The organism is Domibacillus iocasae, from assembly GCF_001750285.1.
GTDB lineage: Bacteria > Bacillota > Bacilli > Bacillales > Domibacillaceae > Domibacillus > Domibacillus iocasae.
In genome coordinates, this window is record NZ_MAMP01000002.1 from 1 (window position 1) to 21,820 (window position 21,820).

Consider the following 21,820-nt stretch of genomic DNA (forward strand, 5'->3'; position numbering starts at 1 on the left):
GTGTTTGACTTGCTCAATTGTTTCTACATAAGATGACGGGCATCTTACAATAGAAGTTTCTTGCTTAAAACGTTGACGTTTTTATTGATTTTGTTCAGTTTTCAATGTTCAATTCACCGCACTGTCTCTTCGACAGCTATAACATCATAACATTAATCAACTCAAGATGTCAACACTTTTTGAAATTAATTATTTCTAAAAAGCATTTTATCTTTTCCACATCCAGTTTTAAACAACCTCTGAATGACAGAAATCAATCGTAACATCTTTTCTCACACTAAGTCAATCATCTTTCAAAACATTTTTTGAAATTTTCGTTGAATGTAAGTTGTTGATTATCGCATAAACCTTATCAATAGCTTCATAAGCGACGCTAGCTAATATACCATCATTTTTATGTTAAAGTCAATCACTTTTTGTATTAAAATCTTCCCGCACCCAAATTTGGCTGCGGGAAGATTTTAATGAAAAGAAGGATCGTTATAAATAGATGATTTGATACAATATTTATTTCTTTTCGTCTTGTGAAATACTTCTTTCGCTTCAATTTCTGTATCAACTTCAAACATCTTCATTTCGTTCTTCAAATAAACGGTGATGATCCACATGTCCAATCGCTCTTCTTACGCAAGCTGGTAAGCAAGTTCGTAATTGTTTTTTGGAAATACTAAACCTTCCATAATGATTCCTGCCGTCCGACGGGTATCATTTAAAACGTGAGCCTCTGGAAGTGGATCAAGATAATTTATAGCATCCGTTATATGATAATCATCAACAAGCTGACCATGTAAACCACCTGCAGTAAGATCTGAGCCAATACATAAAATGCTCACTTCCTCTGGTACTTTATCTTTACCATACGTACCACAGCATCCTTTGTTTGCTCCAGATTCTTTATACAAGAACGCGTCTTCTGTTTAACATCGATTTCTTTTGTCCCATAAAAAAACAAGCCCCGCCCCTCCTTTTCTTTCATTACAAAGGGAAGTACGGTTTGGGGCATGTATAAAGTTAAGCAGATGCATGAGAATGAACCTCTTTTCTTGATTCCCACGCATGCAGCATTCTGAAAACTGGCGGAAGCAATAAGATAACGGCAATAATCCGAAGTACTTGAACGGCCACAACAAATGTTGCGTCTGCGTTGAGTACGACAGCCGTTGTCGCCATTTCCGCCACACCTCCCGGTGCAAAGGCAAGCGCAGCCGTCATAAACGCAAGACCAGTTGCTTTGGAAACAATATATGCACAGCCAAACATCGCTCCAATAAATAAGACGGTACTGACAAACGCGATTGCGATTGTTTGCTTTAGCCCCGCAAACATTTCTTTACGAAAACGGGAGCCAATCGATGCCGCAATGACGATTTGCGCTAGAATCATGACTTCATGAGGCCAATAAGCCATTACATCGTGTCCAACTGCAGCGGAAGTGCTTGATTGAACAACAGCGGTTAAAAACATACTTCCAAGCAGCCAAGGTGCCGGGAACTTTAATTTTTTTCCAACATGATAACCGGCGTATGCTGTAATAGAAAGAACCGCTGTCCAGAGAATTCCGCTCCATCCAAATGCTGATGCAGTCGCTTGTATGACTGGTTCCGCAGACGGATGAAAAACAAGAGCGGAGACGACAACAGGGATAATAAAAATAACGAGAAATACCCGCATAGTCTGTAAAATACTGACAACCGCCGTATTGGCACCAACTTCCTCGGCAATCCCCGGCATTGCCGACAAACCGCCCGGTGCTGTACTGAAAAAGCTCGTCAGCATATCAGTCTTGCTGAATTTCCATAAAATCAAACCGGACAAAAGTGAAAAAACGATCGATAGAAGCAGCATAATTAAAATAACCGCCCAATCTTTTTGAAAAACAGTGAGTACAGATAAATTTATTTTTTGACCGAGCTCAATGCCTAAAATGCATTGCCCGATGTATAGCCAATATTTCGGAATTCCTTTCTCTCCTAAAAAATCCGGCTTCATGAAAGAAAGGAGCATAGCGGCCAGAAGCGTCCCAAGCATCCATCCAATGGACAAGCCCGTTAATGACAGCAGCAAGCCGCCAATTGCGCTTATTGCAATAAACAGCCATTTTGTTTCTTTCATTTCTATTCCTTCTTTCTGTTTCCTGTACAATTTACTATAATATACAATTAGGAATAAATAAAATATCAGTTTTATATGATCAGAAATAAATTTTCATTATATCTAAAAGGAGAATGAGATGAAATGGATGAAAGAGACTGGCTTATTTTACAGACACTTTATGCTCAAAAAAATATCACTCATGCAGCTCAGGCTCTTTATATTTCACAGCCTGCTTTAACAAACCGGCTGAAGCAGATGGAGAAAGAATTTGGGGTTCAAATTGTCACACGCGGCAGACGCGGTATTCAATTTACACCGCAGGGAGAATATTTAGCCAAATGCGCCGATGACATGGTTCACCGGATGCAGCGAATAAAGGAAAATGTTCTTAATATGGAAAGCAACATGTCAGGTACACTGCGGCTTGGTGTTTCCACTTTTTTTACCGATTATAAGCTTCCCGGTATTTTAAAACTTTTTAAAGAAGAGTATCCGAACATCGAGTTTAAAGTAACAACGGAATGGAGCAGCCACATTACCCATTTGATTTATAACCAGGATGTTCATGTCGGATTCGTAAAAGGTGATTATGGCTGGAAAGATCAAAAGAGGCTTCTGTTCAAAGAAACGATTTGCATTGCATCAAAAGACAAAATAGATTTAGCCCATTTGCCCGATATGCCGCGGATTGACTATCGGACCGATCAGAATTTAAAGATGGTTGTGGATCATTGGTGGGCCGAAAACTATGCAAAACCACCGCTCATCAGCATTGATGTTGACAAAGCCGGCACCTGCAAAAACATGGTGGCGAACGGCCTCGGCTATGCAATACTGCCGAGCATGATTTTAGACGATTTAGAGGACCTTCATAAAATCGAATTGAAGAATGCGGCCGGCGAACCGATTATTCGAAAAAGCTGGATGTTTTTTCATGAAGAATCACTGCAGCTAAATATTGTTAAAGCATTTGTTGAATTCATTGAGCGAATTGATTTAATGAGTATACATTGAACAGGTAAACAGCCTTTCCATCACCGGAAAGGCTGTTTGCATCAAATATTTTTCAACACTTCGCTAATCGTTTGCTCTCCGGAAACTAAATCAAATGAGCGGTTGAATGTATGCGCTGCATCAAGCGCGTAAAATATGACCGCAGCGACATCTTCGCGAGGAATCGATCCCCGTTTAAGCATCTCACCCGCTTCTACTTTTCCCGTACCTGGTTCATTTAACAATCCGCCTGGGCGAACAATGGTATAGGTTAATGAGCTTTGCTCAACAGCCCGGTCCGCGTAATGCTTCGCCGCATAGTACGGACGCATTTTATCGTTCCAGTTTTCGCGGTTATTCGCTTGCAGCGCACTGACCATAATAAACCGTTTTACGCCCACTTTTTCTGCCGCTTCCACTGTTTTGGCCGCGCCATCCAAGTCAATTAAAAGTGTTTTGTCCGGACCAGTATGCCCCCCGGAACCAGCAGTAAAAACAATGGCATCGCAGCCTTGCATCGCATCAGTCAACTGATCGACGCTGCCTTCAAGATCCGCAATCACCAACTCAACACCTTTTTCCTTGAATGCGTCTGCCTGTTCCTCTTTACGTACCATCGTACGCACTTCATGCTTCTCGCTATCCTGTAAAAGCCCGACCAACTTTTGTCCGATTTGTCCGTTTGCTCCGACTACTAATACTTTCATTTTATGAGCACCTCTTTCCAAATCATTTCCTGCCCATTGTTTCAAAAATAAGAATTAGAATCAAACAAGAAGACTTATGCCTCTGATTTCCCCGCCGTTAAAAAAGCGGCCAATTCTTTGCTGTGCCTTTTATGCTCCTGCCGCTTTTTTGCACGCAGTGGCGCTGTTTCATGTAGCTTTTTTTCTTCGTCACTGACCGGAATCACTTCCGGAACAGGGGCCGGACGGCCATTATCATCAAGAGCAACAAACGTCAAAAAAGCGGTAGCGGCGATTTTTCGGTCACCGGTTTTTAAATCTTCCGCAACAATTTTTACGAACACTTCCATTGATGAGCTTCCTGTGCAGGTTACGAACGATTCAAAGCAGACGGAATCGCTTGGGCGGATCGGATGTAAAAAGTCGACGGAATCAGTCGAAGCTGTCACGCATTCTTTTCGGCTGTGGCGCGCAGCGGAAATCGATGCAACTTGATCAACGTCGCTCATCAGCCGTCCTCCAAATAACGTATTATGATTATTGACATCATTCGGGAAAACACGGCTTGTCCGAACAACACGGGATTCTCTGCATTTTTTCGGTTCCATCATCCATCCACTCGCTTTTTTATAAATTTAAAATATGCGTTTCAGTATAATCTGAAAATACTGAAAAATAAAGAACATTCTCAGAAGAGAACGCTTATTTCTTAAAAATTTACATAGCTTCAATAAAAAACCTACCGTTTATTCGGCAGGCTTCAGCTTCTTCTGAATAATGCACGCAACACCATTGCATCATTTTCCAGCGTTATGATCATCGCTTTTTCTTTTACTCCAGCAGTGCAGTGAGTCTGTCTGCCGCCTGTTTTTGTCCAAACATCGTATACGGACCCGCCGACACCATTACTCCGCCTGCTTCCGTGACAAGCAGTTGCCCTGCTGCAATGTCGTAAAACGCCGGGTTCATATAAAGCGCCGCGTCCCATTTTCCAGCCGCGATATACGCAAGCGTGACCGCGGCTGTGCCAATGATTCGAACGCGGTACACATCGTTAACGATTTTTGCCAGCAGTTCCAGCCGCTGCGCATTCGCTTCTTTATTGCCGTCTTTCGCAAAATCACTATGTGAAATAAATGATTCTGATAACGGAACATCCCGCACGCGAATCGGTTCGCCGTCCTTGAAAGTGCCGGCGCCTTTTGACGCCCAATACGTTTCATTTAATCCAGGTAAATCAATAACGCCAACAATCGGGTCCCCCTTATAGGTGAGAGCGATCGAAACCCCGTATTGCGGTACGCCGATGCTGTAATTAATCGTTCCGTCGATTGGATCGATCACCCATTCATAATCACTGTTGGATTCAATCAGGCCGGCCTCCTCACTGAAGATACGGTGCTCCGGATATTCAGCCTGAATTCGTTCAATAATCAGCGCTTCCACCTTCACATCCATCTCCGTGACGAAATCCTTCGCCGCCTTCACCGTCTGGCCGCCTGCTTTCCCCGCGTTCGGCAGCAAAAAAGCGCCCGCTTCTTTCCCCAGTTCAACTGCAAAAGCTAAATAATCATCGTACATCCAATCGCTCCCATCAACATATGTATAACCGCATCATATCAAAAAAAGGACTTGTCCCTCCAGCAACAAGGACGTTTCTAGCGCATAAATATCGCCCTGGCGGCAAAACTTAGTCGCAATATAAATATTATCTTCTTTTTCTTTTGTAGCTTTTGCCAGCAGCTGCTCACTATGGCCGCCCCCGTAAACACCTCCAGTATTAAAGAAATTCACGCCTTGCCCCATGGGATAAGCGCCTTTAATGATTCTTCATCTGTTGTTTCCCCCATGAGCCGCCAATCGCCCACGTGCCAAAGCTGACTTCACTTATGTTTATGCCTATATTGCCTAATTCATTTCATTGCCCCTCCTTAAAGAAAACGCATTCACAAAAGAAAACATAATGGATAAACCAAGAAATGTCAGCCGGTCAAGCTTAAGAGAAAAATAAAAAAAGCCTGCCCCTGCTGCGCTGACACAGCAAGGGCAGACAACGATCAGCCGCCAATATATGACATGTTGATTTTTTTTCGTTTTTTTGCGGTTTGTTCTGTTCGTTCATCTGAATAGCGGTCGATTCGTTTTTCCCAAACGTTTCGCACGGCTTCAGCCAGTTCACTGTCTGAAGCACCGGACCGGATCATGTCCCTTAAATCAAAGCCGTCTGTTGCAAACAGGCACGTATAAAATTTCCCCTCAGATGAAAGTCTTGCCCGTGTGCACGTTGAGCAAAATGATTCTGAAACGGATGTAATAAAACCAACTTCCGCATCCGTGTCTTCATAACGATAGCGCCCGGCTACTTCCCCTAAATAATCTGCTTCGACCGGTACAAGCTTTTCTGTTTCCTGAAGACGCGCTAAAATTTCTTTTTTCGTGACGACTTGTTTAAAGCTCCAGCCGTTATCTGTGCCGACATCCATAAATTCGATAAACCGCAATGCAATGCCTTGTTTCTTAAAATAAGCGGCCATCGGGACCACTTCATGATCGTTGACTCCTTTTTGCACAACCATGTTCACCTTTATTTGAAAGCCAATCGACTTTGCGAACTCAATGTTTTGGAGAATCCGCTCAGGTCCGATGCCACGGCCATTCATTTTGCCAAATGTTTCTTTTGATAATGAATCCAGGCTCACATTCAGCCGGCGCAGCCCCGCTTCATATAATGCCTGTCCGTGCTGCTTTAGTAAAAGGGCATTAGTTGTAAGGCCGATATCTTCTAATCCATCAATCGCCGTCAGCATGCGGATCAAGTCCGGCAAATCGCGACGAAGAAGCGGCTCCCCTCCGGTTAAACGCACTTTTTTTACGCCAAATGCGACAAAAAGCTTTGCGAGACGGGTCATTTCTTCAAATGAAAGCAGCTCGCTTTTTGGCATAAACGCATAATCATCACCGAAAATTTCTTTCGGCATGCAGTACGTACAGCGAAAGTTGCATCTGTCCGTTACCGAAATACGCAAATCACGCAATGGACGCTGAAATGTATCGGTTATGTTCAAAGCGCTCAGTCCTTTCAAGTAGTTTTAATTACCCTCCGCTTACTGGCGGGATAAATGCAACGTGATCACCCGGTTTTACCGGTTCTGTTTCTAATACATATTCTTCGTTAACGGCAATCTGCACAGCTGAAAAATCAAACGCCGGGTAAGATGTTTTTGCCCATTGTAGCACATCCGCCGCCGTACCGTCTTCCCATGGCAGACTTTCTTCCGCTTTTCCCGCCTCTTCTTTTAAACCGGCAAAATAGTGAAGATAAATCATCCTTGCCCACTCCCTTGTTCTGGTTTATATGATTGATCCCCGATCCATTCTTCTCCGTCTTCCCACATTTCTTTTTTCCAGATCGGCACAACTTTTTTAATTTGTTCAATCGCGTACTCATTGGCTTCATATGCGGCTTTCCGGTGCGGTGATGAGACCGCAATGACAACAGCGATATCCGAAATAGCAAGCTCCCCGATCCGATGTACAATTGCCACGCGTGAGCCCGGCCACTTTTCGTTGATCTCGTCCCCAATTTGGGCAAGCTTTTTTTCGGCCATCGGCACGTACGCCTCATATTTTAAATACATCGTCCGCTTTCCGTTCGTCCATTCGCGGACAGTGCCCGCAAACAGTGTCACTGCACCAGCTCCTGGATGAGTAACATAGTCCATATATAAAGCCGAATCAAGCGGCTGTTCCGTTACATGAAATGGTTTTAATTCAGTTCCCATGATGACACCCCTTCTTCAGAGCCGATGATTAACACATCGACTTCATCTCCTTTTTGAAATCCTCGTGTACCGCCTGGCAGGACAATAAACGCATTCCCTCTCGCAATCGATGTAACTGAGTTTGATTTATTAAAGCCGGCCGGGCGGATGCGCGCACCGGATCGCGTTGAGGTATACACCGCGCGAATGAACCGGTTAAACGGGTTTGGTTTTGTAAAATCAGCATCAAGAATCGCCTTTTCATACGGCAAATATGGTTTGTCATTACCCATCAGCGCCAGAAGTGCCGGCCGGGCAAACAATTCAAAGCCGACAAAACAGGCGGATGGATTTCCTGATAACCCAAACAAAAAAGTCTCATTCACATGCGCGACCGTTGTGACACTGCCTGGGCGCATTTGTACTTTATTAAACAAAACGTCCGCGCCCAGACGAGCATAGACAGCCGGCAGAAAATCAAAGTCGCCGACTGATACACCGCCAGTTGTAATGACCGCGTCACACTCCTCTACCGCTTTTTTAACGAGCTCAAAACACGCGTCTTCATCATCCGGAAGCGAGCCGAGCAGACGGCAGTCAATACCCATTCTTGCCAGCTGTGCCGCAATCATCGGACCGTTTGAATTACGGATTTTTCCGGGCTCGAGCGGCTCGCTGACGTCAACAAGCTCGGTGCCAGTCGCCAACAGCCCAACGACCGGCTTTTTCGCCACGGTTACGTTCGCATATCCGAATGTGGCCAGCACCGCGACAACACCGGGATGTATAAATGTTCCGGCTTCGACGATTATTTCTCCTTCTTTCGCGTCTTCGCCTTTTAATGATACATTTTCAAGCGGTTCAAATGGTTTGCGGATCGTAAATGTATTTTTGTTTATCACAGTCTGCTCCAGCATAACAACGGCATCGGCTCCTTCCGGCATCGGTGCGCCGGTCATAATCCGAACTGCTTCACGCTCGCCAACTGTGTGCTCAGACACAGCGCCGGCGCCAATATGGTCAATAACACGAAAGGAAAGACGCGATTCTCCCGAAGCTCCTTTTGTATCACTGGATCGTACAGCAAACCCGTCGTAAGGAGAGCGATCAAACGGAGGAACATGATGGCTCGCCCGAATTGGCTCCGCCAAGATTCGTCCGTATGCTTCTTCAAGCGGCACTGTCTCATTTGATAAATGTGTCACCCGTTTCATCACTCTCTCAATCGCTTCTTTTACCGGAAGCGGCCGTCGTTTTTCAAGCATTCTTTTTTCCTCGCTTTCTTTTTCCCATGCTATACTGATATTTATCTGTTAATTGAAAGGATGACTTATATGTCTGATTTAACGCATTTTAATGAACAAGGACGCGCCAGAATGGTTGACGTCTCTGAAAAAGCGGAAACGGTTCGTCTCGCCGTCGCCCATTCTTCTATTGAAGTAAACCAATCTATTTATGACCAAATTTCAAGCGGCACAAACAAAAAAGGTGACGTATTCGCTGTCGCTCAAGTTGCCGGCATTATGGCTGCCAAACAAACGTCTGCTATTATCCCGATGTGCCACCCCATTCCGCTGACTGGTGTCAATATTACGTTCGAATGGGAGCTAAACGAAAAGAAAGGCCGCTACATTATTTTAATCGAAGCAGAAGCAAAAACAAAAGGCGTAACCGGTGTGGAAATGGAAGCATTGACAGCTGCTTCAGCCGCCGCGTTAACAATTTACGATATGTGCAAAGCGGCCGGCAAGGAAATGGTCATCGGACCTACCTATTTACAGAAAAAATCCGGCGGTAAAAATGGAGATTATGAACGCGCTCGCGATTAAGCAGCGTGTTTTCGCATTTTCATCCTCTATTACATACTAGAATACTAAAAGGCCTGATCTCTTCTTTATTTTCTTGCTTCATGAAGCAGATGAGCAGCTTCCGGCAAAATGAGCTTCCTCATGGCGAGATCGACCGCGCCATGCGAACCCGGCAGCGCAAAAAGCAATTTCCCTTCTCCCGCAGTCCCTGCCGCCGCTCTCGACAGCATCGCCCGCGTGCCGATATCTTCAGTTAAACTTAAATAGCGGAAAAATTCCCCAAAGCCCGGAATTTCTTTTTCCAGCATCGGCTTCACCGTTTCGATCGTGACATCGCGCGGGGCAATACCTGTTCCACCGGTTGCGATAACAATGTCTATTTGCTCGTCCATAAGCCACGTTTGAAGTGTTCGGCCAATTGCTTCTTTTTCATCCGGCACGATTGCATACTGAACCGTTTGATGTCCCTGTTCGCTAAGAAGCATCTGAATATGGGCGCCGCTTTTATCTGTTTCCGCTGTCCTTGTATCGCTTACTGTCAGCACAGCGGCTGAAAATCGGGTTTCTTTTGAAAAATCTACTGACATAGCTTTTCTCTCCTTAACTAAACAGCTGATTATATAATTTCAGTGCTTGCTTCACGTCCTGTATACCATGAAAAAACAAACGGCCATTTTCAAAGAGGACGATCCGGCTTTCTTCTGTCGTAATTTGCAGAAAATAAGGTGTCCGCTTATGTTTTAATTGCAGTCTTTCTGCTATTGCCTCACCATCTTCAAGTGCCAGCGTCCGGCCGGCACCCGGCGTCAGCTGAACCGTGTCACGTCCGCACAGCAGAGCGGCTTTCGTTTCTCCTGACTGGTTCAGCGCCGGGTAAACCCGTTCTAGTCCACATGATGGGCAGTCTTGCCGCTTCATTTTGCGAATGCCAAAGGAATGTTGTTCATTTGTCCATGAATCGATACGCAGCATCTCATTTCGAACCGCTTCTTGATTTCCTGTCAGCCATTTCATCGCTTCCACACATTGAAAAGCCGCGGTTATGTACACAGCCGGTGCTACCACACCAGCTGTGTCACACGTTTCGCTTGAAGATGGAAGAACCGGGAGCAGACAGCGAAAACACGGACCTTCTTCTGGTACAAACGGCATCACAACACTTGTTGAGCCGACACACGCCCCATATACCCAAGGCGTGTTATATTTTACACTTGCATCATTAATCACAAGGCGTGTTTCAAAGTTGTCTGTTCCGTCGATGAGAATGTCACTTTTTTGAGCCAGCTGTTCGATAAGCGCCGCATCTGCATGATCCATCCATGTTTCTACCTGTACCATGCTATTAACGGATGCCAGCCGCTTTTTCGCCGCTTCAACTTTCGGGACCATATCGCGTGCGTCCGCTTCCGTATAGAGCGGCTGCCGGTGCAAATTCGATAATTCCACATAATCACGGTCAACGAGCAGAAGCTTCCCGACACCTGCGCGTGCCAGTGTATCAGCTGCTGCGGAACCAAGGGCGCCGCAGCCAATGATCGCCACAGTCGATCCAGCAAGCCGGTTCTGGCCGTCTATGCCTATAGGATAAAATTTTTGCTGTTTCGCAAACCGCTTTTCCATTTCCCTACCTCTTCTTTCTTAAACTTTATGCGTACCGGATTCTTATTTTTTCAAAATCCCATCCTGTTTTTTTATTTTACCATACTCTCATTTTCCTGGCGCTATTGAGATTACAATAAAAGGGCGCCTCATGGAGTATGAAGCACCCTTTTTACTGTCACACTTTTGACAGTGTAAATTTATCAATCGTCCGCCGCAGCGCTTCTACAACCAAAGAGCTTTGTTCTGAATCGAAGCGTACTTCTTTAATGAGTTCCACCATTTTTCCGGTTGATCCGTCTACCTGCTCAACCGTCCGGGCGTTTTGCTCGTTAATCACCGCGATGTTGCCAATGATATCTTTCATTTGATCGGTGACATCCGGCTGCGAATCCGACGTTTGCGCCATCGATACAAGTACATTTTGAACATTGTGGACGACGTCAACTCCGCTCGCCACCTCTTGGCTGCTGTCACCAATCGCTGAACGGACCCGTGCAGAACTATGTTCAATTTGGTCAAGTGTGTCGCTTATTTCTTTTGTTGCATTCGTTGTTTGATCGGCGAGCTTGCGAATTTCAAGCGCGACGACGCCAAACCCTCTGCCATACTCTCCTGCACGCGCCGCTTCAATCGCTGCATTCAACGCCAACAAGTTTGTTTGATAGGCAATTTCGTTAATAGTACCGACAATGCTACTAATGCTGCCTGATAATTCTTTAAACTGATCGGTTATCGTCATTGCTTCCTTTACTTTATTAACGATAACATCCATTTTGTCATTTATGCCCGCCACTTCGTTTTGTGCGTGCTCGATTTGATCTTGAGACTGCTGTTCGAGACTGGACAATGTGCTGCTCACTTGATCAACTTGTCTCATTGCCTGTTTCGCATCTTTTACTTGCTGCTGAATGGCTTCAAGCATCTCATTCATTTGTTCGATGACGAGAATCGAATCACTTTCAGCAAAGCCTGCTTTTTCACGAAGAGACTGATTTGTTTCTTCAACATCCAGCGCTGCAACTTTCACTTTACCCATTAATTCATCCTGGCTGTCAATCAAATTGTTCACCCAGCGGCCCAGCGCACCAGTTTCATCGTGAAACAACAATTCCGAATCGAGCCGGCTCGTTAAGTCGCCGCCTCCTTCTGCAATTTCCCGGGTAATATCGGTCATTTTGCGAAGCCTTTCCATGATCGGCTTTAAGCTTTTTTTATAAAAAATCGCCGATGCACCCGCGCCATACGCAAGGCCAATGATAATATCCAGCCAGACCGGCATAAGAGGAATCATTGTTAAAGATTGCTGAAGAACAATACCAATAAATAAAAAAAACATAAATTGCTTAATAAGACGCCAGCCGATCGACCGTTTGCGGTATACTTCCTCTAAATCTCCTTCACACATCATTCCCCAGACGTCTAGAGAACCAGGCATCTGGAACGTCACACCTTTGCCGATAACCGGGATATGACGGTAATCGGAGTAGCCGGGAAATTCAACAAACAAATTGCTTCCATTCCGGATTGTATTGACCACGCCCGGATGAAGTTCATTTGTTGCGGGATCTGTAAACCGAATTTCGAATTCAGTATGGTTTTGAATTTGAACTGATCCCCAATGCTTCGTGTGAACCCCGTCTTTTAAATTCTCGCCGTACGTAAATGTTCGATCTTCAAAACGGCTGCGTGACAGTGCTGTACCAGGTGAAATGGATGGATTAAAATTGGATTTCGCCATAAATAAATAGTTATCGCCAGAATCCGGAAAAATATGACCTGCTTCCCGTTGGATTAAATCGCCGAGCACATCATTCGGAATACGGGCGGCAATCAATTGCTTTATATCTCCATCTCCCATTACCGGCTGCAAAAACAGCAGTGTGACATCATCATGAAATTGAGAGGATCTGGGGCCAATTTTCCCGGTGTCTGAATCCGTATAAGGACCAAACAAGAATGGTTTTTTCCTGCTGAATGCTTCCGCTGCCGCTTTACGAATCTCTTCACCTGACTGTATCCCTATCCGTCTTCCATATGTCGAATCATTAATTTCACATGTCTCATCCAAAATAAACAGTTCTGTTATATATCGATTTTTTTGCAGTTTTTTCATCAAGTATGTATTCGTTTCATCTGACGAAATATACGGATATTCCTGTGCCATCTTCTCAAGAAAGTACCATTGCTCTTCAGCCCATTCCGTTAAAAGCGTCATTCGGGTACGGGCAATGCCTTCAAATACTTCTTCCACCGACTCTTTGGTGCTTCGGTTTAATCGATACGACCACCAAAGAGGAAGCCCTTCTTTTACGTCCAACCAGCCAAACATCCCCATTTCTCTCACCACTTTCATTAATGTCACAAAATATTACATTGTTTTGTTACGAAAGTTATTATATTCTGAAATTTTATCTAATTCAAGACTTTTTTCCTAAAAAAACAGACAATTTAGTATCATTCCACTAAATTGTCCGTTTTTTTATACTATATAAAATAAATGAAGCTGTTCTTTTGTAAGATAAAATCTCTTATTCATATTCTCCAATCACCTTAACAGCTTTTTCCGTTACACTTGTATCAATGGCTTCGTTAAAATTAAACTCCCCTCGTATCGCTCCATTTTCCTTATACATTTCATACTGAGCGCGAATATCATCAACAAACATCCTGCCATCCGGATCAAGCCCTGTCACAAAAACATCTTCCCATACGGCCGCGTCTTTTAACGCTGTGTACTCTGTCATAATCTCAATGATTTCACCTTTGCCTTCACCTTTTTTGAAGGCATCGTTGTAGTCGCGGACTCCTTTTAAATACGCAGCCATAAAGCGTAACGAAACGTCCTGTTCTTCATTTATAAATTGCGGCGATCCGAGTACCATCGCAATTTGAGCTTCCGGTGCAAAATCGGTTGCATCACCGAAACGAACATGAATGCCTTCTGCAACACCTTGCGTAATGAGTGGCTCAATTTGCAAAGCCGCATCAATTGAGCCATTTTCGATTGCCGCCAGCATGTTGCCAAAGTCCGGCATTAAAACAAACTCAACCTCATTTTCTTTTAAGCCAGCTTCTTTCAGCATTTCCCGATAAATGTAATCATCTACGGCATGTTCAGTAGAAACAGCGACCTTTTTCCCTTTCAAATCACTATATTCTTTTATTTCATTTTGTTTATCCGTGCCGATTACAAAGGTAAAGTACGATTTCCCTTTTTCATTGTGGCCTTTATCGGCAATGATTTTCACGTCAATACCCTGGGCAATCGCATTAAAAAAGGATGCTGAGGAAATACCGCCTGCAATATCCACTTCACCAGATGCAAGGGCTGGCAGCATATCATCACTATTCGCAAATGTCGCGAACTCTACTTCAATGTTATAGTCATCAAAATAGCCTTTTTCATTCGCAATATAAAACCCCGCGCCTGATGCTGAACCATCTTCTGCAATCACTACTTTTGTCTCTTTGCTTAAAGGGGCCAAATCACCGGACGGATTGTCTTTGCTTACGTCATCGCCCACCTTCACCGTTTCTTCTTCCGTACACCCTGCCAGCAAAAACAGCATCCCCAACATTCCAATCCACTTTTTCATCGGTTCTCCCCCTTTATAGTCTTGACCCTTGTACCTCCGTCTGTAAATGCTGCCAAATGTCTAAAAACTTGGAAGCCATTTCGGGATTTGATCGAATGTCTTCCAGCTTTCTTGGCCGCGGCAAATCGATTTTGATCTCGGCAGCCATTTTGCCAGGCTGCGCACTCATCAGCAGCACCCGATCACTTAAATACAAAGCTTCATCTATACTATGGGTGATAAACAATACCGTTTTCTTTGTTTCAGACCAGATGGATAACAGTTCTTCCTGCAAAATATACCTATTTTGTTCATCTAAAGCCCCAAACGGCTCATCCATCAGCAAAATTTCCGGATCGTTTGCAAACGCTCTTGCAATGCTGACCCGCTGCTTCATCCCGCCAGACAGCTCTTTCGGGTACATATTCGCAAATTTCACAAGACCTACTTTACGTAAAAAATAGTTCGTTCGTTCTTTCACATATGTTTTTGGCAAATGGCGCATGTTAAGGCCGAATGCTACGTTTTCTTCCACCGTTAACCATGGCAGAATGCCCCGTTCCTGAAAAACCATCGACTGATTTGGACGATCTTCGTTGCTTCTCTCAATTTTAAAGCGGCCTGAACTTTGATTTTCAAGTCCGGCCAATATGCGGAGCAGTGTTGTTTTTCCGCAGCCGCTTGGCCCGACGATACATACAAACTCCCCTTCTTCAACGTCAAGTGAAATATTCTCAATTGCTGTAACGCTCTGCTTTTTTTTGTAAAAGACTTTCGTTAATTCGCGGATCGATATTTTCGTATTCCGGCTCATATTGTCACCTCCATGGAAGTAATTTCCGCTGCAGTGCCCGTAATAACAACGAAAAGATATAGCCAAAAAACGAGATAAGAATCAGCCCGACAAACATTTCTTTTAATAAAAACGCACTATAAGAGGTCCAAATCATATAGCCAATTCCCGATTGTGCCCCCATCATTTCTGCGGCGACAATAGTCAGTAAGGCGATGGCCTGCCCCATCTGAATTCCTTCAAGCATGACTGGAAGGGAACCGGGCAGCGCGATTTTCAAAAAGAAATCTTTTCTGCCTGCTCCGTAGTTTTTTGCGACATCCAAGTAAATAGAATCAATGGAGATGACACCCGCGACCGTATTAATGACAACAGGAAAAAAAACACTTCCCGCAATTGTGACGACTTTCGATACTTCTCCAATTCCAAAGATGATTAAAATGATCGGCAGCAAAGCAAGAGTGGGAATGGGCATTAGCGCCATAATAAGAGGAGAAAGAAAGTGTCTGATTGGCGCATATAAACCCATACATAAACCGAGGATAATTCCAGGAATAACACCGAGTAAAAACCCAGCAAAAATTCGAAACAACGAAATATTTATGTGATCAAATAATTCACCACTTGTAAGCAGGTCAATAAACGTGGAAATAATAGCGGTGGGCGGCGGAAAAAATCGTGCGTCAATTAGTCCGCTTTGCGATAAAAACTGCCAGATAAGCAAAAGACAGATGGGAGAAAATATGGTGAGCCATGTTTTTAACCTTTGCTGATTCTGCTGCTTGCGCCATTCCTGTTTTTCCGTTTCAATCGGATTTTTCAAATCCTTCATTTTCACCACCTCTTCTTCAAAATAATATGCGGGCCGCCGAAAATGTGTGTCCAAAACAAACAGCAGCCTTTTGGCAAATCGAGATAAAAAAATAGCCGGCTCGTATAAGGAGCTGGCTGCGTTTTATTTTCACTTTATACGGTTATTAGCCTTGGTCCCCAAATAGTTTTATTATGTCTATCCATTTTTGTTCCAGCTTTTCAAGAGTCCGTTTTCCATCAAAAAATCCTGTCTCTGTTTTTTTGTTTTTTAAAGAATGTCAGCATAGACGCTTTTCAACACTGTTCTGATATATCCATCTCCCTAAACACACTTTTTAAATGTTTATTTACAGATATATCATTAAATTATTTTTTCAATAAAAAAGCCCTCTGATTAATTAAGGGCTGATTCTGCAAGTTGGAATGGCGGCAGCGGGTCTTTAAATCCCGTCCAATCCATCTTCATTTCTTTATCCGTCAGTAAACAACGGTCTAATTCGTTTTCTATTGCTTCACGATTCATCTCCAGGCCGATCATAACGATTTCTGTGACCCGGTCACCGTATGTGTCATCCCATCCGACTAAGAGTTCCGGCTCTTCTTTCAGCGTCTGCTCACGCTCCTGCTCCGGGTAAGAAGCGACCCATTCACCGGCACCCTGGATTATAATGGACGGTCCCGCCTGCGAGATCATCCCCGTTATATTATTCCGTGTTGCCAGCCAGAAAAAGCCTTTCGCCCGGACCACTTCCACCGGCCAGTTTTCGAGCCAGTTCATCCAGCGCTCCGCATGAAATGGACGACGGCGCCGATAAACAAACGATGCAATGCTATATTCATCTGTTTCCGGCACATGCTCTTCATTTAATTCTTTGATCCAGCCGGCTCCTTCACTTGCTTTCTCAAAGTCAAATAAGTGCGTGTCCAATACTTGTTCAATTGGCACTTGTCCGAAAGATGTTCGGATAATGCGCGCATCGGGATTCAATTTTCGAAGCACGGCATGAAGTTCCTCACTATCAGCTTCTTGGATCAAATCTGTTTTATTCAAAAGCAATACATTTGCAAATTCAATTTGGTCAATAAGCAGATCGACCACTTCTCGTGTATCCGCTTCATCTGTTGCTTCTTTCCGGTCAAGCAATGTTTCACCTGAAGCAAAATCGTGCCAAAAGCGATTGCCGTCCACAACAGTGATCATTGTGTCCAAGCGGCAATATTCGGATAAATTAATTCCTATTTTTTCATCAATGTATGTGAATGTCTGAGCCACCGGAATCGGTTCGGCGATGCCTGTTGATTCAATGACGATATAATCGATATCCCCCTTCTTCGCCAGCCGTTCCACTTCAATCATCAAGTCTTCACGAAGCGTGCAGCATATGCAGCCGTTTTGCAGCTCAACGAGTTTTTCTTCTGTTTTAGAAAATCCGCCCTTTTTCACGAGCGCTGCATCAATGTTGAGTTCACTCATATCATTTACGATGACTGCAATCCGTTTGTTTTGTTCATTCTTTAAAATATGATTCAGCAGCGTTGTTTTTCCTGCACCTAAATAGCCGCTGAGTACTGTAACTGGAATTTGATTCATTTTTCACTTACCCCCGATTTACTCTTTCTGTTTTTATAAATTTGCCACAATTCGTTCTGCGGCCTGTCTGGCGCCTGATATATTTCGCGCGATTGGACCGATTTCAAGCTCAGCTAACGGACCCATCACAAACAAGTGCGGACACCACTCCAATGATTCGTTTACAATCGGATAGCCGCAATGAGCACATTGCAGGTTTTCATTTAAGATCAGTTTTTGCAGCCACGGCTGTGAAGGCAATGAGGACTTGAACCCCGTCGCTAAAATAACAGTTTTTGCTTGAATGTTGGAATGATCCTTCATTGTGATCGTTGTTTCATTCATTTTAATGGGTTCTCCACTTATAATTTGAAGTTCATTTCTTTTTTGAAAACGTGCAAGTTTATAAAAAAGCTCCTGCGTAATAGATCCTTTATGACGCGCGGCTTTGATCACTTCTCTGCGCTGCTGGTAGTCTTCTATTTTTCGGAATCCGGTTTGATTTTTCGGCCCCAGCCACCCCGGGTCACTATCAAAAAAATGTACACGGAAAGGGTGCCGCTTTAAAAGTGTTGTTTTCCCAGGAAATAATTGGCTGACTGCCACAGCTGTATGGGCCGCCGTGATGCCTCCACCTACAATGACAACAGGAGGTTTTAGTTTTTTGAAGTCTGGTATTTGTTCATCAAAAATATGAAAAGCCCGTTTATGTGCCCATTCGGGAATCATAGGTTGTTCATTAACACTTATCGCAACTATAATATTTTCCGCCATTATTTGTTCGCCTGATTCGAGCGTAAGAACCCAGCGTTCATTTCGTTTAACTGAAACGACTTTCCCTTGCTTCCATGCTTTTTGTATGTTTATCTCATACAAAACATTTTCCGAGTGATCATTGAAAAAATCGAGCTGCGGCCGCTTATAATAACCGTAAAGATCTCTACTCTTTGCCGAGTCACTGTATTTTTGCAAGCTTAATGGATGAACATCGATGTGATGAACAACTGGCGAGCGTAAATATTCCATGCCAATCCGTTTCGTATTTCGCCTCCACCTAGCCATTGGTTTGTCATAAAGATCAATGATTCGAAGACGATCAATTGAAGTCTTTCCACTTTTTATTAAAAAAGTTGCTGCTGTACAGCCATGGATGCCACCGCCGATAATCGCCCACTCAATCAATTCCTTCCTCTCCTTCACAAAGCGTAATTGTTACGATTTAAATCGTAAAACGAAATAATTACGATTTAAATCGTAATACATCTTACACTTTAAGTCAACTCTTTGAATGAAAGGTTTTCGTCAAATCATGATAGTAAATAGCCACTTGTTATCCTCTCTATTTTGGCACCTTTAATAAATAACGCTTTCAATCATAATAAACTATTAACTAAAAAAATGAATATTTTATTTAGTTACTTTTAGTAAAATATTTTTCTTTTTTGCAAATTGTACGGGTTTTCCATTCATATTGTATAGTAGATACAGAGACGAAATGGAGTGAACGACCATGAAAACTATTGCAGATATTGCCAAAATAGCCGGTGTGGCGAAAAGCACGGTATCACGCTATTTAAATGGCGGTTCGGTAAGTGAAGAAACAAAAAAGAAAATTGAATTGGTAATTGAAGAAACCGGCTACGCGCCCAATGCTTTTGCGCAGAGCTTAAAAGCGAAAAAAACGAATATTATCGGCACGATTATTCCGCGGCTCGACTCATATGCAACATCCCGTACACTAATGGGCATTGATGAACGGCTGCGTGAACTGAATTATCATATGCTCGTATCCAATACGGGCCAGGATTTAACACGCGAGATTGAAAATATTTATACACTGGCCAAACAAAAAGTCGCCGGTATTATTTTGCTGGCAACCGAAGTGACAGATGCTCATTTAAAAGCAATTCAGGAAATCGATATTCCTGTCCTGCTTGTCGGCCAGCAGCACGATAATGTTTATAGCCTTGTCCATGACGACGAAACAGCCGGTTATGCGATCGGCAAGTATATCGCACAGCGCGGACATAAAAAAATTGCATTTTTAGGTGTCGGTGAATATGATGTTGCGGTTGGCGTGAAGCGAAAAAAAGGGTTTGCTCAAGCCGTAAGCGAACATACGGCAGATGTGGAAGCTCGATTTTTCGAAACAACCTTTAGTATGAGCGATGCGGCAGAGCGGGCAGGACAGCTTTTTGACGAGTTTTCGCCGTCTGCTGTTGTGTGTGCAACAGATAACCTTGCCATCGGTGCGATGAAAGCCGCTTATCAAAAAAAGCTCCGTGTACCAATGGACGTTTCCATTACAGGTTTTGGCGGATATGAGGTAACAGCGATGATGAATCCTTCTTTAACGACCGTTCGTATTCATTTTACAGAAGCAGGGCATACTGCTGCCTCGCATATTGCCAAACTTGTAAAAGGAGAAGATGTGCCGAAGCTGACGTATTCACGGTTCGATCTTATTTTGCGGGAAAGTGTTGACATTCGGACTAATCATCTTTTATAATCTAATTGAAACCGGTTCCTACAACCGTTTTCAATTTTTTAATTCTTTATTGGAACCGGTTCCTTAATCAGCTTTTTTTATTTGCTTTTTTCAGAACCGGTTCCACTCAACTTATAATTTTCATCCATAAAGGAGGAAGCAGTATGAATTATAATGAAATCGCCCGCGAAACGCTCCAAGCTATTGGAGGCAAAGAAAATGTTGCTGCTGCTGCACATTGTGCTACTCGGCTTCGTCTCGCTTTGCATGACGAATCACTTGTTGACCAGGAAAAATTAGATGCGATGGACAGTGTCAAGGGTACATTTTCTACCGGCGGACAGTATCAAATCATTTTTGGTTCTGGAACAGTGAATAACGTCTTTGCGGAATTTTCTAAAATGACCGGTACGGACGGCATGTCGACTACAGATGTAAAAAGCGCGGGCGCGAAGAACATGAACCCGCTTCAGCGTTTTGTGAAAATGCTGTCAGACATTTTTGTTCCGATCATTCCGGCCATCGTCGCCGGTGGTTTGTTAATGGGAATTAACAACCTTCTGACTGCTCAAGGATTGTTTATCGACGGCCAGTCAATCGTCGAAGCATATCCGAACATGGCCGACCTCGCAGCGCTTATTAATACATTCGCAAACGCTGCCTTTGTCTTCCTGCCTATTTTAATCGGCTTCTCAGCGACGCAGCGGTTTGGCGGAAATGCGTATCTCGGTGCTGCTCTCGGAATGATTATGGTTCATCCTGATTTACTAAACGGCTGGGGATATGGCGGCGCGCTTGTCAGCGGCGAGATTCCCGTTTGGTCTATCTTCGGATTTGAAATTGAAAAAATTGGCTATCAGGGAACGGTTCTTCCTGTATTAGCTGCTTCGTTTATATTGGCAAAAGTAGAATTATCGCTGCGCAAAGTAATTCCTTCTGCACTCGATAACTTGCTGACACCTCTTTTAACGATTTTTATCACTGGTATTTTGACGTTTACACTCGTTGGACCGATTACCCGTTCAGCCGGCAACCTGCTTTCTGACGGCATGATTTGGCTTTATGATACGACTGGCTTTATCGGCGGCGCCCTGTTTGGCCTGCTTTATGCACCAATCGTTATTACAGGTATGCATCACAGCTTTATTGCGGTTGAAACACAATTGCTTGCAGATATTGCTAAAACAGGCGGCTCATTTATTTTCGTCGTTGCGACAATGTCAAATGTCGCACAAGGCGCAGCAACACTCGCTGTCTTTCTATTAACCAAAAATAAAAAGCTGAAAGGCACCGCGTCAGCAGCCGGCATCTCTGCCCTGCTCGGCATTACTGAGCCAGCAATGTTCGGCGTCAACTTGAAGCTTCGCTATCCATTTATCGGCGCCATTATCGGCTCTGCTGTTGCTACAGCTTACGTGACATTCTTTAAAGTGAAAGCCATCGCACTCGGAGCAGCCGGCCTTCCCGGCGTTATTTCCATTCAGCATGAAGGCCTTGTTCAATATGTGATCGGCATGGTTATTGCCATTGCGGTTGCGTTTGTGGTGACCATCGTGCTCGGAAAGCGTGATGAAAAAAAGCAAGCGGTACAAAATGCCGCATAACAAACTTATGATGGAGGGGCACACCTCCATCTT

22 protein-coding genes and 1 pseudogene are annotated in these 21,820 nt (G+C 43.9%); 4 read left to right on the top strand and 19 right to left on the bottom strand.

All coding sequences use genetic code 11. From position 1 onward, the window contains the following. Positions 1 to 461 precede the first annotated feature (461 nt). From BA724_RS18410 to BA724_RS01320, 3 genes are all read right to left on the bottom strand, one after another. On the bottom strand, positions 462 to 608 hold the full coding sequence (locus BA724_RS18410) for a hypothetical protein (RefSeq protein WP_169818472.1): 147 nt from the start codon (positions 606 to 608) through the stop codon (positions 462 to 464). A gap of 15 nt (positions 609 to 623) precedes the next feature. Further along, positions 624 to 902 (bottom strand): hypothetical protein, encoded by a 279-nt coding sequence (locus BA724_RS01315; protein WP_069936908.1) that lies wholly within the window; start codon positions 900 to 902, stop codon positions 624 to 626. 109 nt (positions 903 to 1,011) lie between these two features. Further along, positions 1,012 to 2,112 (bottom strand): AbrB family transcriptional regulator, encoded by a 1,101-nt coding sequence (locus BA724_RS01320; RefSeq protein WP_069936909.1) that lies wholly within the window; start codon positions 2,110 to 2,112, stop codon positions 1,012 to 1,014. A 123-nt stretch (positions 2,113 to 2,235) separates the two neighbouring features. On the opposite strand from BA724_RS01320, the gene BA724_RS01325 reads away from it, so the two are divergent. After that, positions 2,236 to 3,108 carry a LysR family transcriptional regulator gene (locus BA724_RS01325; RefSeq protein ID WP_069936910.1) on the top strand — a complete coding sequence of 291 codons (873 nt, stop codon included), beginning with the start codon at positions 2,236 to 2,238 and terminating at the stop codon, positions 3,106 to 3,108. Positions 3,109 to 3,149: 41 nt separating this feature from the next. Here the strand turns inward: BA724_RS01325 and BA724_RS01330 are convergent, their stop codons facing one another. The 8 genes and pseudogenes from BA724_RS01330 to BA724_RS01365 form a co-directional block, all read right to left on the bottom strand. Continuing rightward, positions 3,150 to 3,794 carry an SDR family oxidoreductase gene (locus BA724_RS01330; protein ID WP_069936911.1) on the bottom strand — a complete coding sequence of 215 codons (645 nt, stop codon included), beginning with the start codon at positions 3,792 to 3,794 and terminating at the stop codon, positions 3,150 to 3,152. Positions 3,795 to 3,868: 74 nt separating this feature from the next. Continuing rightward, a complete protein-coding gene (locus BA724_RS01335) occupies positions 3,869 to 4,381 on the bottom strand; it encodes an acyl-CoA thioesterase (protein ID WP_069936912.1) in 513 nt (170 codons plus the stop codon). 223 nt (positions 4,382 to 4,604) lie between these two features. Beyond that, on the bottom strand, positions 4,605 to 5,354 hold the full coding sequence (locus BA724_RS01340; RefSeq protein ID WP_069936913.1) for an inositol monophosphatase family protein: 750 nt from the start codon (positions 5,352 to 5,354) through the stop codon (positions 4,605 to 4,607). A 75-nt stretch (positions 5,355 to 5,429) separates the two neighbouring features. Next, positions 5,430 to 5,676: pseudogene (locus BA724_RS01345) on the bottom strand (aldo/keto reductase); the annotation flags it as partial. A 154-nt stretch (positions 5,677 to 5,830) separates the two neighbouring features. After that, positions 5,831 to 6,847, bottom strand: coding sequence for a GTP 3',8-cyclase MoaA (moaA, locus tag BA724_RS01350; protein ID WP_069937013.1), 1,017 nt, complete (start codon positions 6,845 to 6,847; stop codon positions 5,831 to 5,833). Positions 6,848 to 6,866: 19 nt separating this feature from the next. Then, positions 6,867 to 7,100, bottom strand: a complete 234-nt coding sequence (gene moaD, locus BA724_RS01355; RefSeq protein ID WP_069936915.1) for a molybdopterin converting factor subunit 1 — start codon at positions 7,098 to 7,100, stop codon at positions 6,867 to 6,869. Continuing rightward, positions 7,097 to 7,555: a molybdenum cofactor biosynthesis protein MoaE gene (locus BA724_RS01360; RefSeq protein ID WP_069936916.1), complete on the bottom strand. Its 459-nt coding sequence runs from the start codon at positions 7,553 to 7,555 to the stop codon at positions 7,097 to 7,099. Before BA724_RS01360 ends, moaD begins: the two co-directional genes overlap by 4 nt. Next, complete coding sequence (locus BA724_RS01365) at positions 7,540 to 8,799, bottom strand: molybdopterin molybdotransferase MoeA (RefSeq protein ID WP_069936917.1); 1,260 nt, start codon at positions 8,797 to 8,799, stop codon at positions 7,540 to 7,542. The genes BA724_RS01360 and BA724_RS01365 overlap by 16 nt, the downstream gene beginning before the upstream one ends. Before the next feature lie 69 nt (positions 8,800 to 8,868). Between BA724_RS01365 and moaC the strand changes: the two genes are divergently transcribed. Then, entirely contained in the window at positions 8,869 to 9,363 is a 495-nt protein-coding gene (gene moaC, locus BA724_RS01370; protein WP_069936918.1) for a cyclic pyranopterin monophosphate synthase MoaC, read from the top strand. Between the two features lie 65 nt (positions 9,364 to 9,428). Here moaC and BA724_RS01375 read toward each other — a convergent pair whose 3' ends face one another. The 8 genes from BA724_RS01375 to BA724_RS01410 form a co-directional block, all read right to left on the bottom strand. Next, positions 9,429 to 9,929: a MogA/MoaB family molybdenum cofactor biosynthesis protein gene (locus BA724_RS01375; protein ID WP_069936919.1), complete on the bottom strand. Its 501-nt coding sequence runs from the start codon at positions 9,927 to 9,929 to the stop codon at positions 9,429 to 9,431. Positions 9,930 to 9,942: 13 nt separating this feature from the next. After that, complete coding sequence (locus BA724_RS01380) at positions 9,943 to 10,962, bottom strand: ThiF family adenylyltransferase (protein WP_069936920.1); 1,020 nt, start codon at positions 10,960 to 10,962, stop codon at positions 9,943 to 9,945. Positions 10,963 to 11,119: 157 nt separating this feature from the next. Then, on the bottom strand, positions 11,120 to 13,279 hold the full coding sequence (locus BA724_RS01385; protein WP_069936921.1) for a methyl-accepting chemotaxis protein: 2,160 nt from the start codon (positions 13,277 to 13,279) through the stop codon (positions 11,120 to 11,122). A 193-nt stretch (positions 13,280 to 13,472) separates the two neighbouring features. Continuing rightward, positions 13,473 to 14,540, bottom strand: a complete 1,068-nt coding sequence (locus BA724_RS01390; RefSeq protein ID WP_069936922.1) for an ABC transporter substrate-binding protein — start codon at positions 14,538 to 14,540, stop codon at positions 13,473 to 13,475. Between the two features lie 13 nt (positions 14,541 to 14,553). Then, positions 14,554 to 15,333, bottom strand: a complete 780-nt coding sequence (locus BA724_RS01395) for an ABC transporter ATP-binding protein (RefSeq protein ID WP_069936923.1) — start codon at positions 15,331 to 15,333, stop codon at positions 14,554 to 14,556. A gap of 4 nt (positions 15,334 to 15,337) precedes the next feature. Beyond that, positions 15,338 to 16,144 carry an ABC transporter permease gene (locus tag BA724_RS01400; RefSeq protein ID WP_069936924.1) on the bottom strand — a complete coding sequence of 269 codons (807 nt, stop codon included), beginning with the start codon at positions 16,142 to 16,144 and terminating at the stop codon, positions 15,338 to 15,340. A 375-nt stretch (positions 16,145 to 16,519) separates the two neighbouring features. Beyond that, positions 16,520 to 17,716, bottom strand: a complete 1,197-nt coding sequence (locus BA724_RS01405) for a GTP-binding protein (protein WP_069936925.1) — start codon at positions 17,714 to 17,716, stop codon at positions 16,520 to 16,522. A 33-nt stretch (positions 17,717 to 17,749) separates the two neighbouring features. Beyond that, positions 17,750 to 18,877, bottom strand: a complete 1,128-nt coding sequence (locus BA724_RS01410) for an FAD-dependent oxidoreductase (protein WP_069936926.1) — start codon at positions 18,875 to 18,877, stop codon at positions 17,750 to 17,752. 328 nt (positions 18,878 to 19,205) lie between these two features. Between BA724_RS01410 and BA724_RS01415 the strand changes: the two genes are divergently transcribed. Both BA724_RS01415 and BA724_RS01420 read left to right on the top strand, forming a co-directional pair. Then, a complete protein-coding gene (locus tag BA724_RS01415) occupies positions 19,206 to 20,204 on the top strand; it encodes a LacI family DNA-binding transcriptional regulator (RefSeq protein ID WP_069936927.1) in 999 nt (332 codons plus the stop codon). Positions 20,205 to 20,347: 143 nt separating this feature from the next. Further along, a complete protein-coding gene (locus tag BA724_RS01420; RefSeq protein ID WP_069936928.1) occupies positions 20,348 to 21,787 on the top strand; it encodes a sucrose-specific PTS transporter subunit IIBC in 1,440 nt (479 codons plus the stop codon). Positions 21,788 to 21,820: the final 33 nt, after the last annotated feature.

Coding starts and splice junctions, on each gene's coding strand:
- moaC (WP_069936918.1), top strand. CDS start 8,869: ATGTCTGATTTAACGCATTTTAATGAACAAGGACGCGCCAGAATGGTT.
- BA724_RS01380 (WP_069936920.1), bottom strand. CDS start 10,962: ATGGAAAAGCGGTTTGCGAAACAGCAAAAATTTTATCCTATAGGCATA.
- BA724_RS01340 (WP_069936913.1), bottom strand. CDS start 5,354: ATGTACGATGATTATTTAGCTTTTGCAGTTGAACTGGGGAAAGAAGCG.
- BA724_RS01390 (WP_069936922.1), bottom strand. CDS start 14,540: ATGAAAAAGTGGATTGGAATGTTGGGGATGCTGTTTTTGCTGGCAGGG.
- BA724_RS01375 (WP_069936919.1), bottom strand. CDS start 9,929: ATGTCAGTAGATTTTTCAAAAGAAACCCGATTTTCAGCCGCTGTGCTG.
- BA724_RS01330 (WP_069936911.1), bottom strand. CDS start 3,794: ATGAAAGTATTAGTAGTCGGAGCAAACGGACAAATCGGACAAAAGTTG.
- BA724_RS01360 (WP_069936916.1), bottom strand. CDS start 7,555: ATGGGAACTGAATTAAAACCATTTCATGTAACGGAACAGCCGCTTGAT.
- BA724_RS01405 (WP_069936925.1), bottom strand. CDS start 17,716: ATGAATCAAATTCCAGTTACAGTACTCAGCGGCTATTTAGGTGCAGGA.
- moaD (WP_069936915.1), bottom strand. CDS start 7,100: ATGATTTATCTTCACTATTTTGCCGGTTTAAAAGAAGAGGCGGGAAAA.
- BA724_RS01400 (WP_069936924.1), bottom strand. CDS start 16,144: ATGAAGGATTTGAAAAATCCGATTGAAACGGAAAAACAGGAATGGCGC.
- BA724_RS01420 (WP_069936928.1), top strand. CDS start 20,348: ATGAATTATAATGAAATCGCCCGCGAAACGCTCCAAGCTATTGGAGGC.
- BA724_RS18410 (WP_169818472.1), bottom strand. CDS start 608: ATGTGGATCATCACCGTTTATTTGAAGAACGAAATGAAGATGTTTGAA.
- BA724_RS01365 (WP_069936917.1), bottom strand. CDS start 8,799: ATGCTTGAAAAACGACGGCCGCTTCCGGTAAAAGAAGCGATTGAGAGA.
- BA724_RS01395 (WP_069936923.1), bottom strand. CDS start 15,333: ATGAGCCGGAATACGAAAATATCGATCCGCGAATTAACGAAAGTCTTT.
- BA724_RS01325 (WP_069936910.1), top strand. CDS start 2,236: ATGGATGAAAGAGACTGGCTTATTTTACAGACACTTTATGCTCAAAAA.
- BA724_RS01335 (WP_069936912.1), bottom strand. CDS start 4,381: ATGGAACCGAAAAAATGCAGAGAATCCCGTGTTGTTCGGACAAGCCGT.
- BA724_RS01320 (WP_069936909.1), bottom strand. CDS start 2,112: ATGAAAGAAACAAAATGGCTGTTTATTGCAATAAGCGCAATTGGCGGC.
- BA724_RS01415 (WP_069936927.1), top strand. CDS start 19,206: ATGAAAACTATTGCAGATATTGCCAAAATAGCCGGTGTGGCGAAAAGC.
- BA724_RS01385 (WP_069936921.1), bottom strand. CDS start 13,279: ATGGGGATGTTTGGCTGGTTGGACGTAAAAGAAGGGCTTCCTCTTTGG.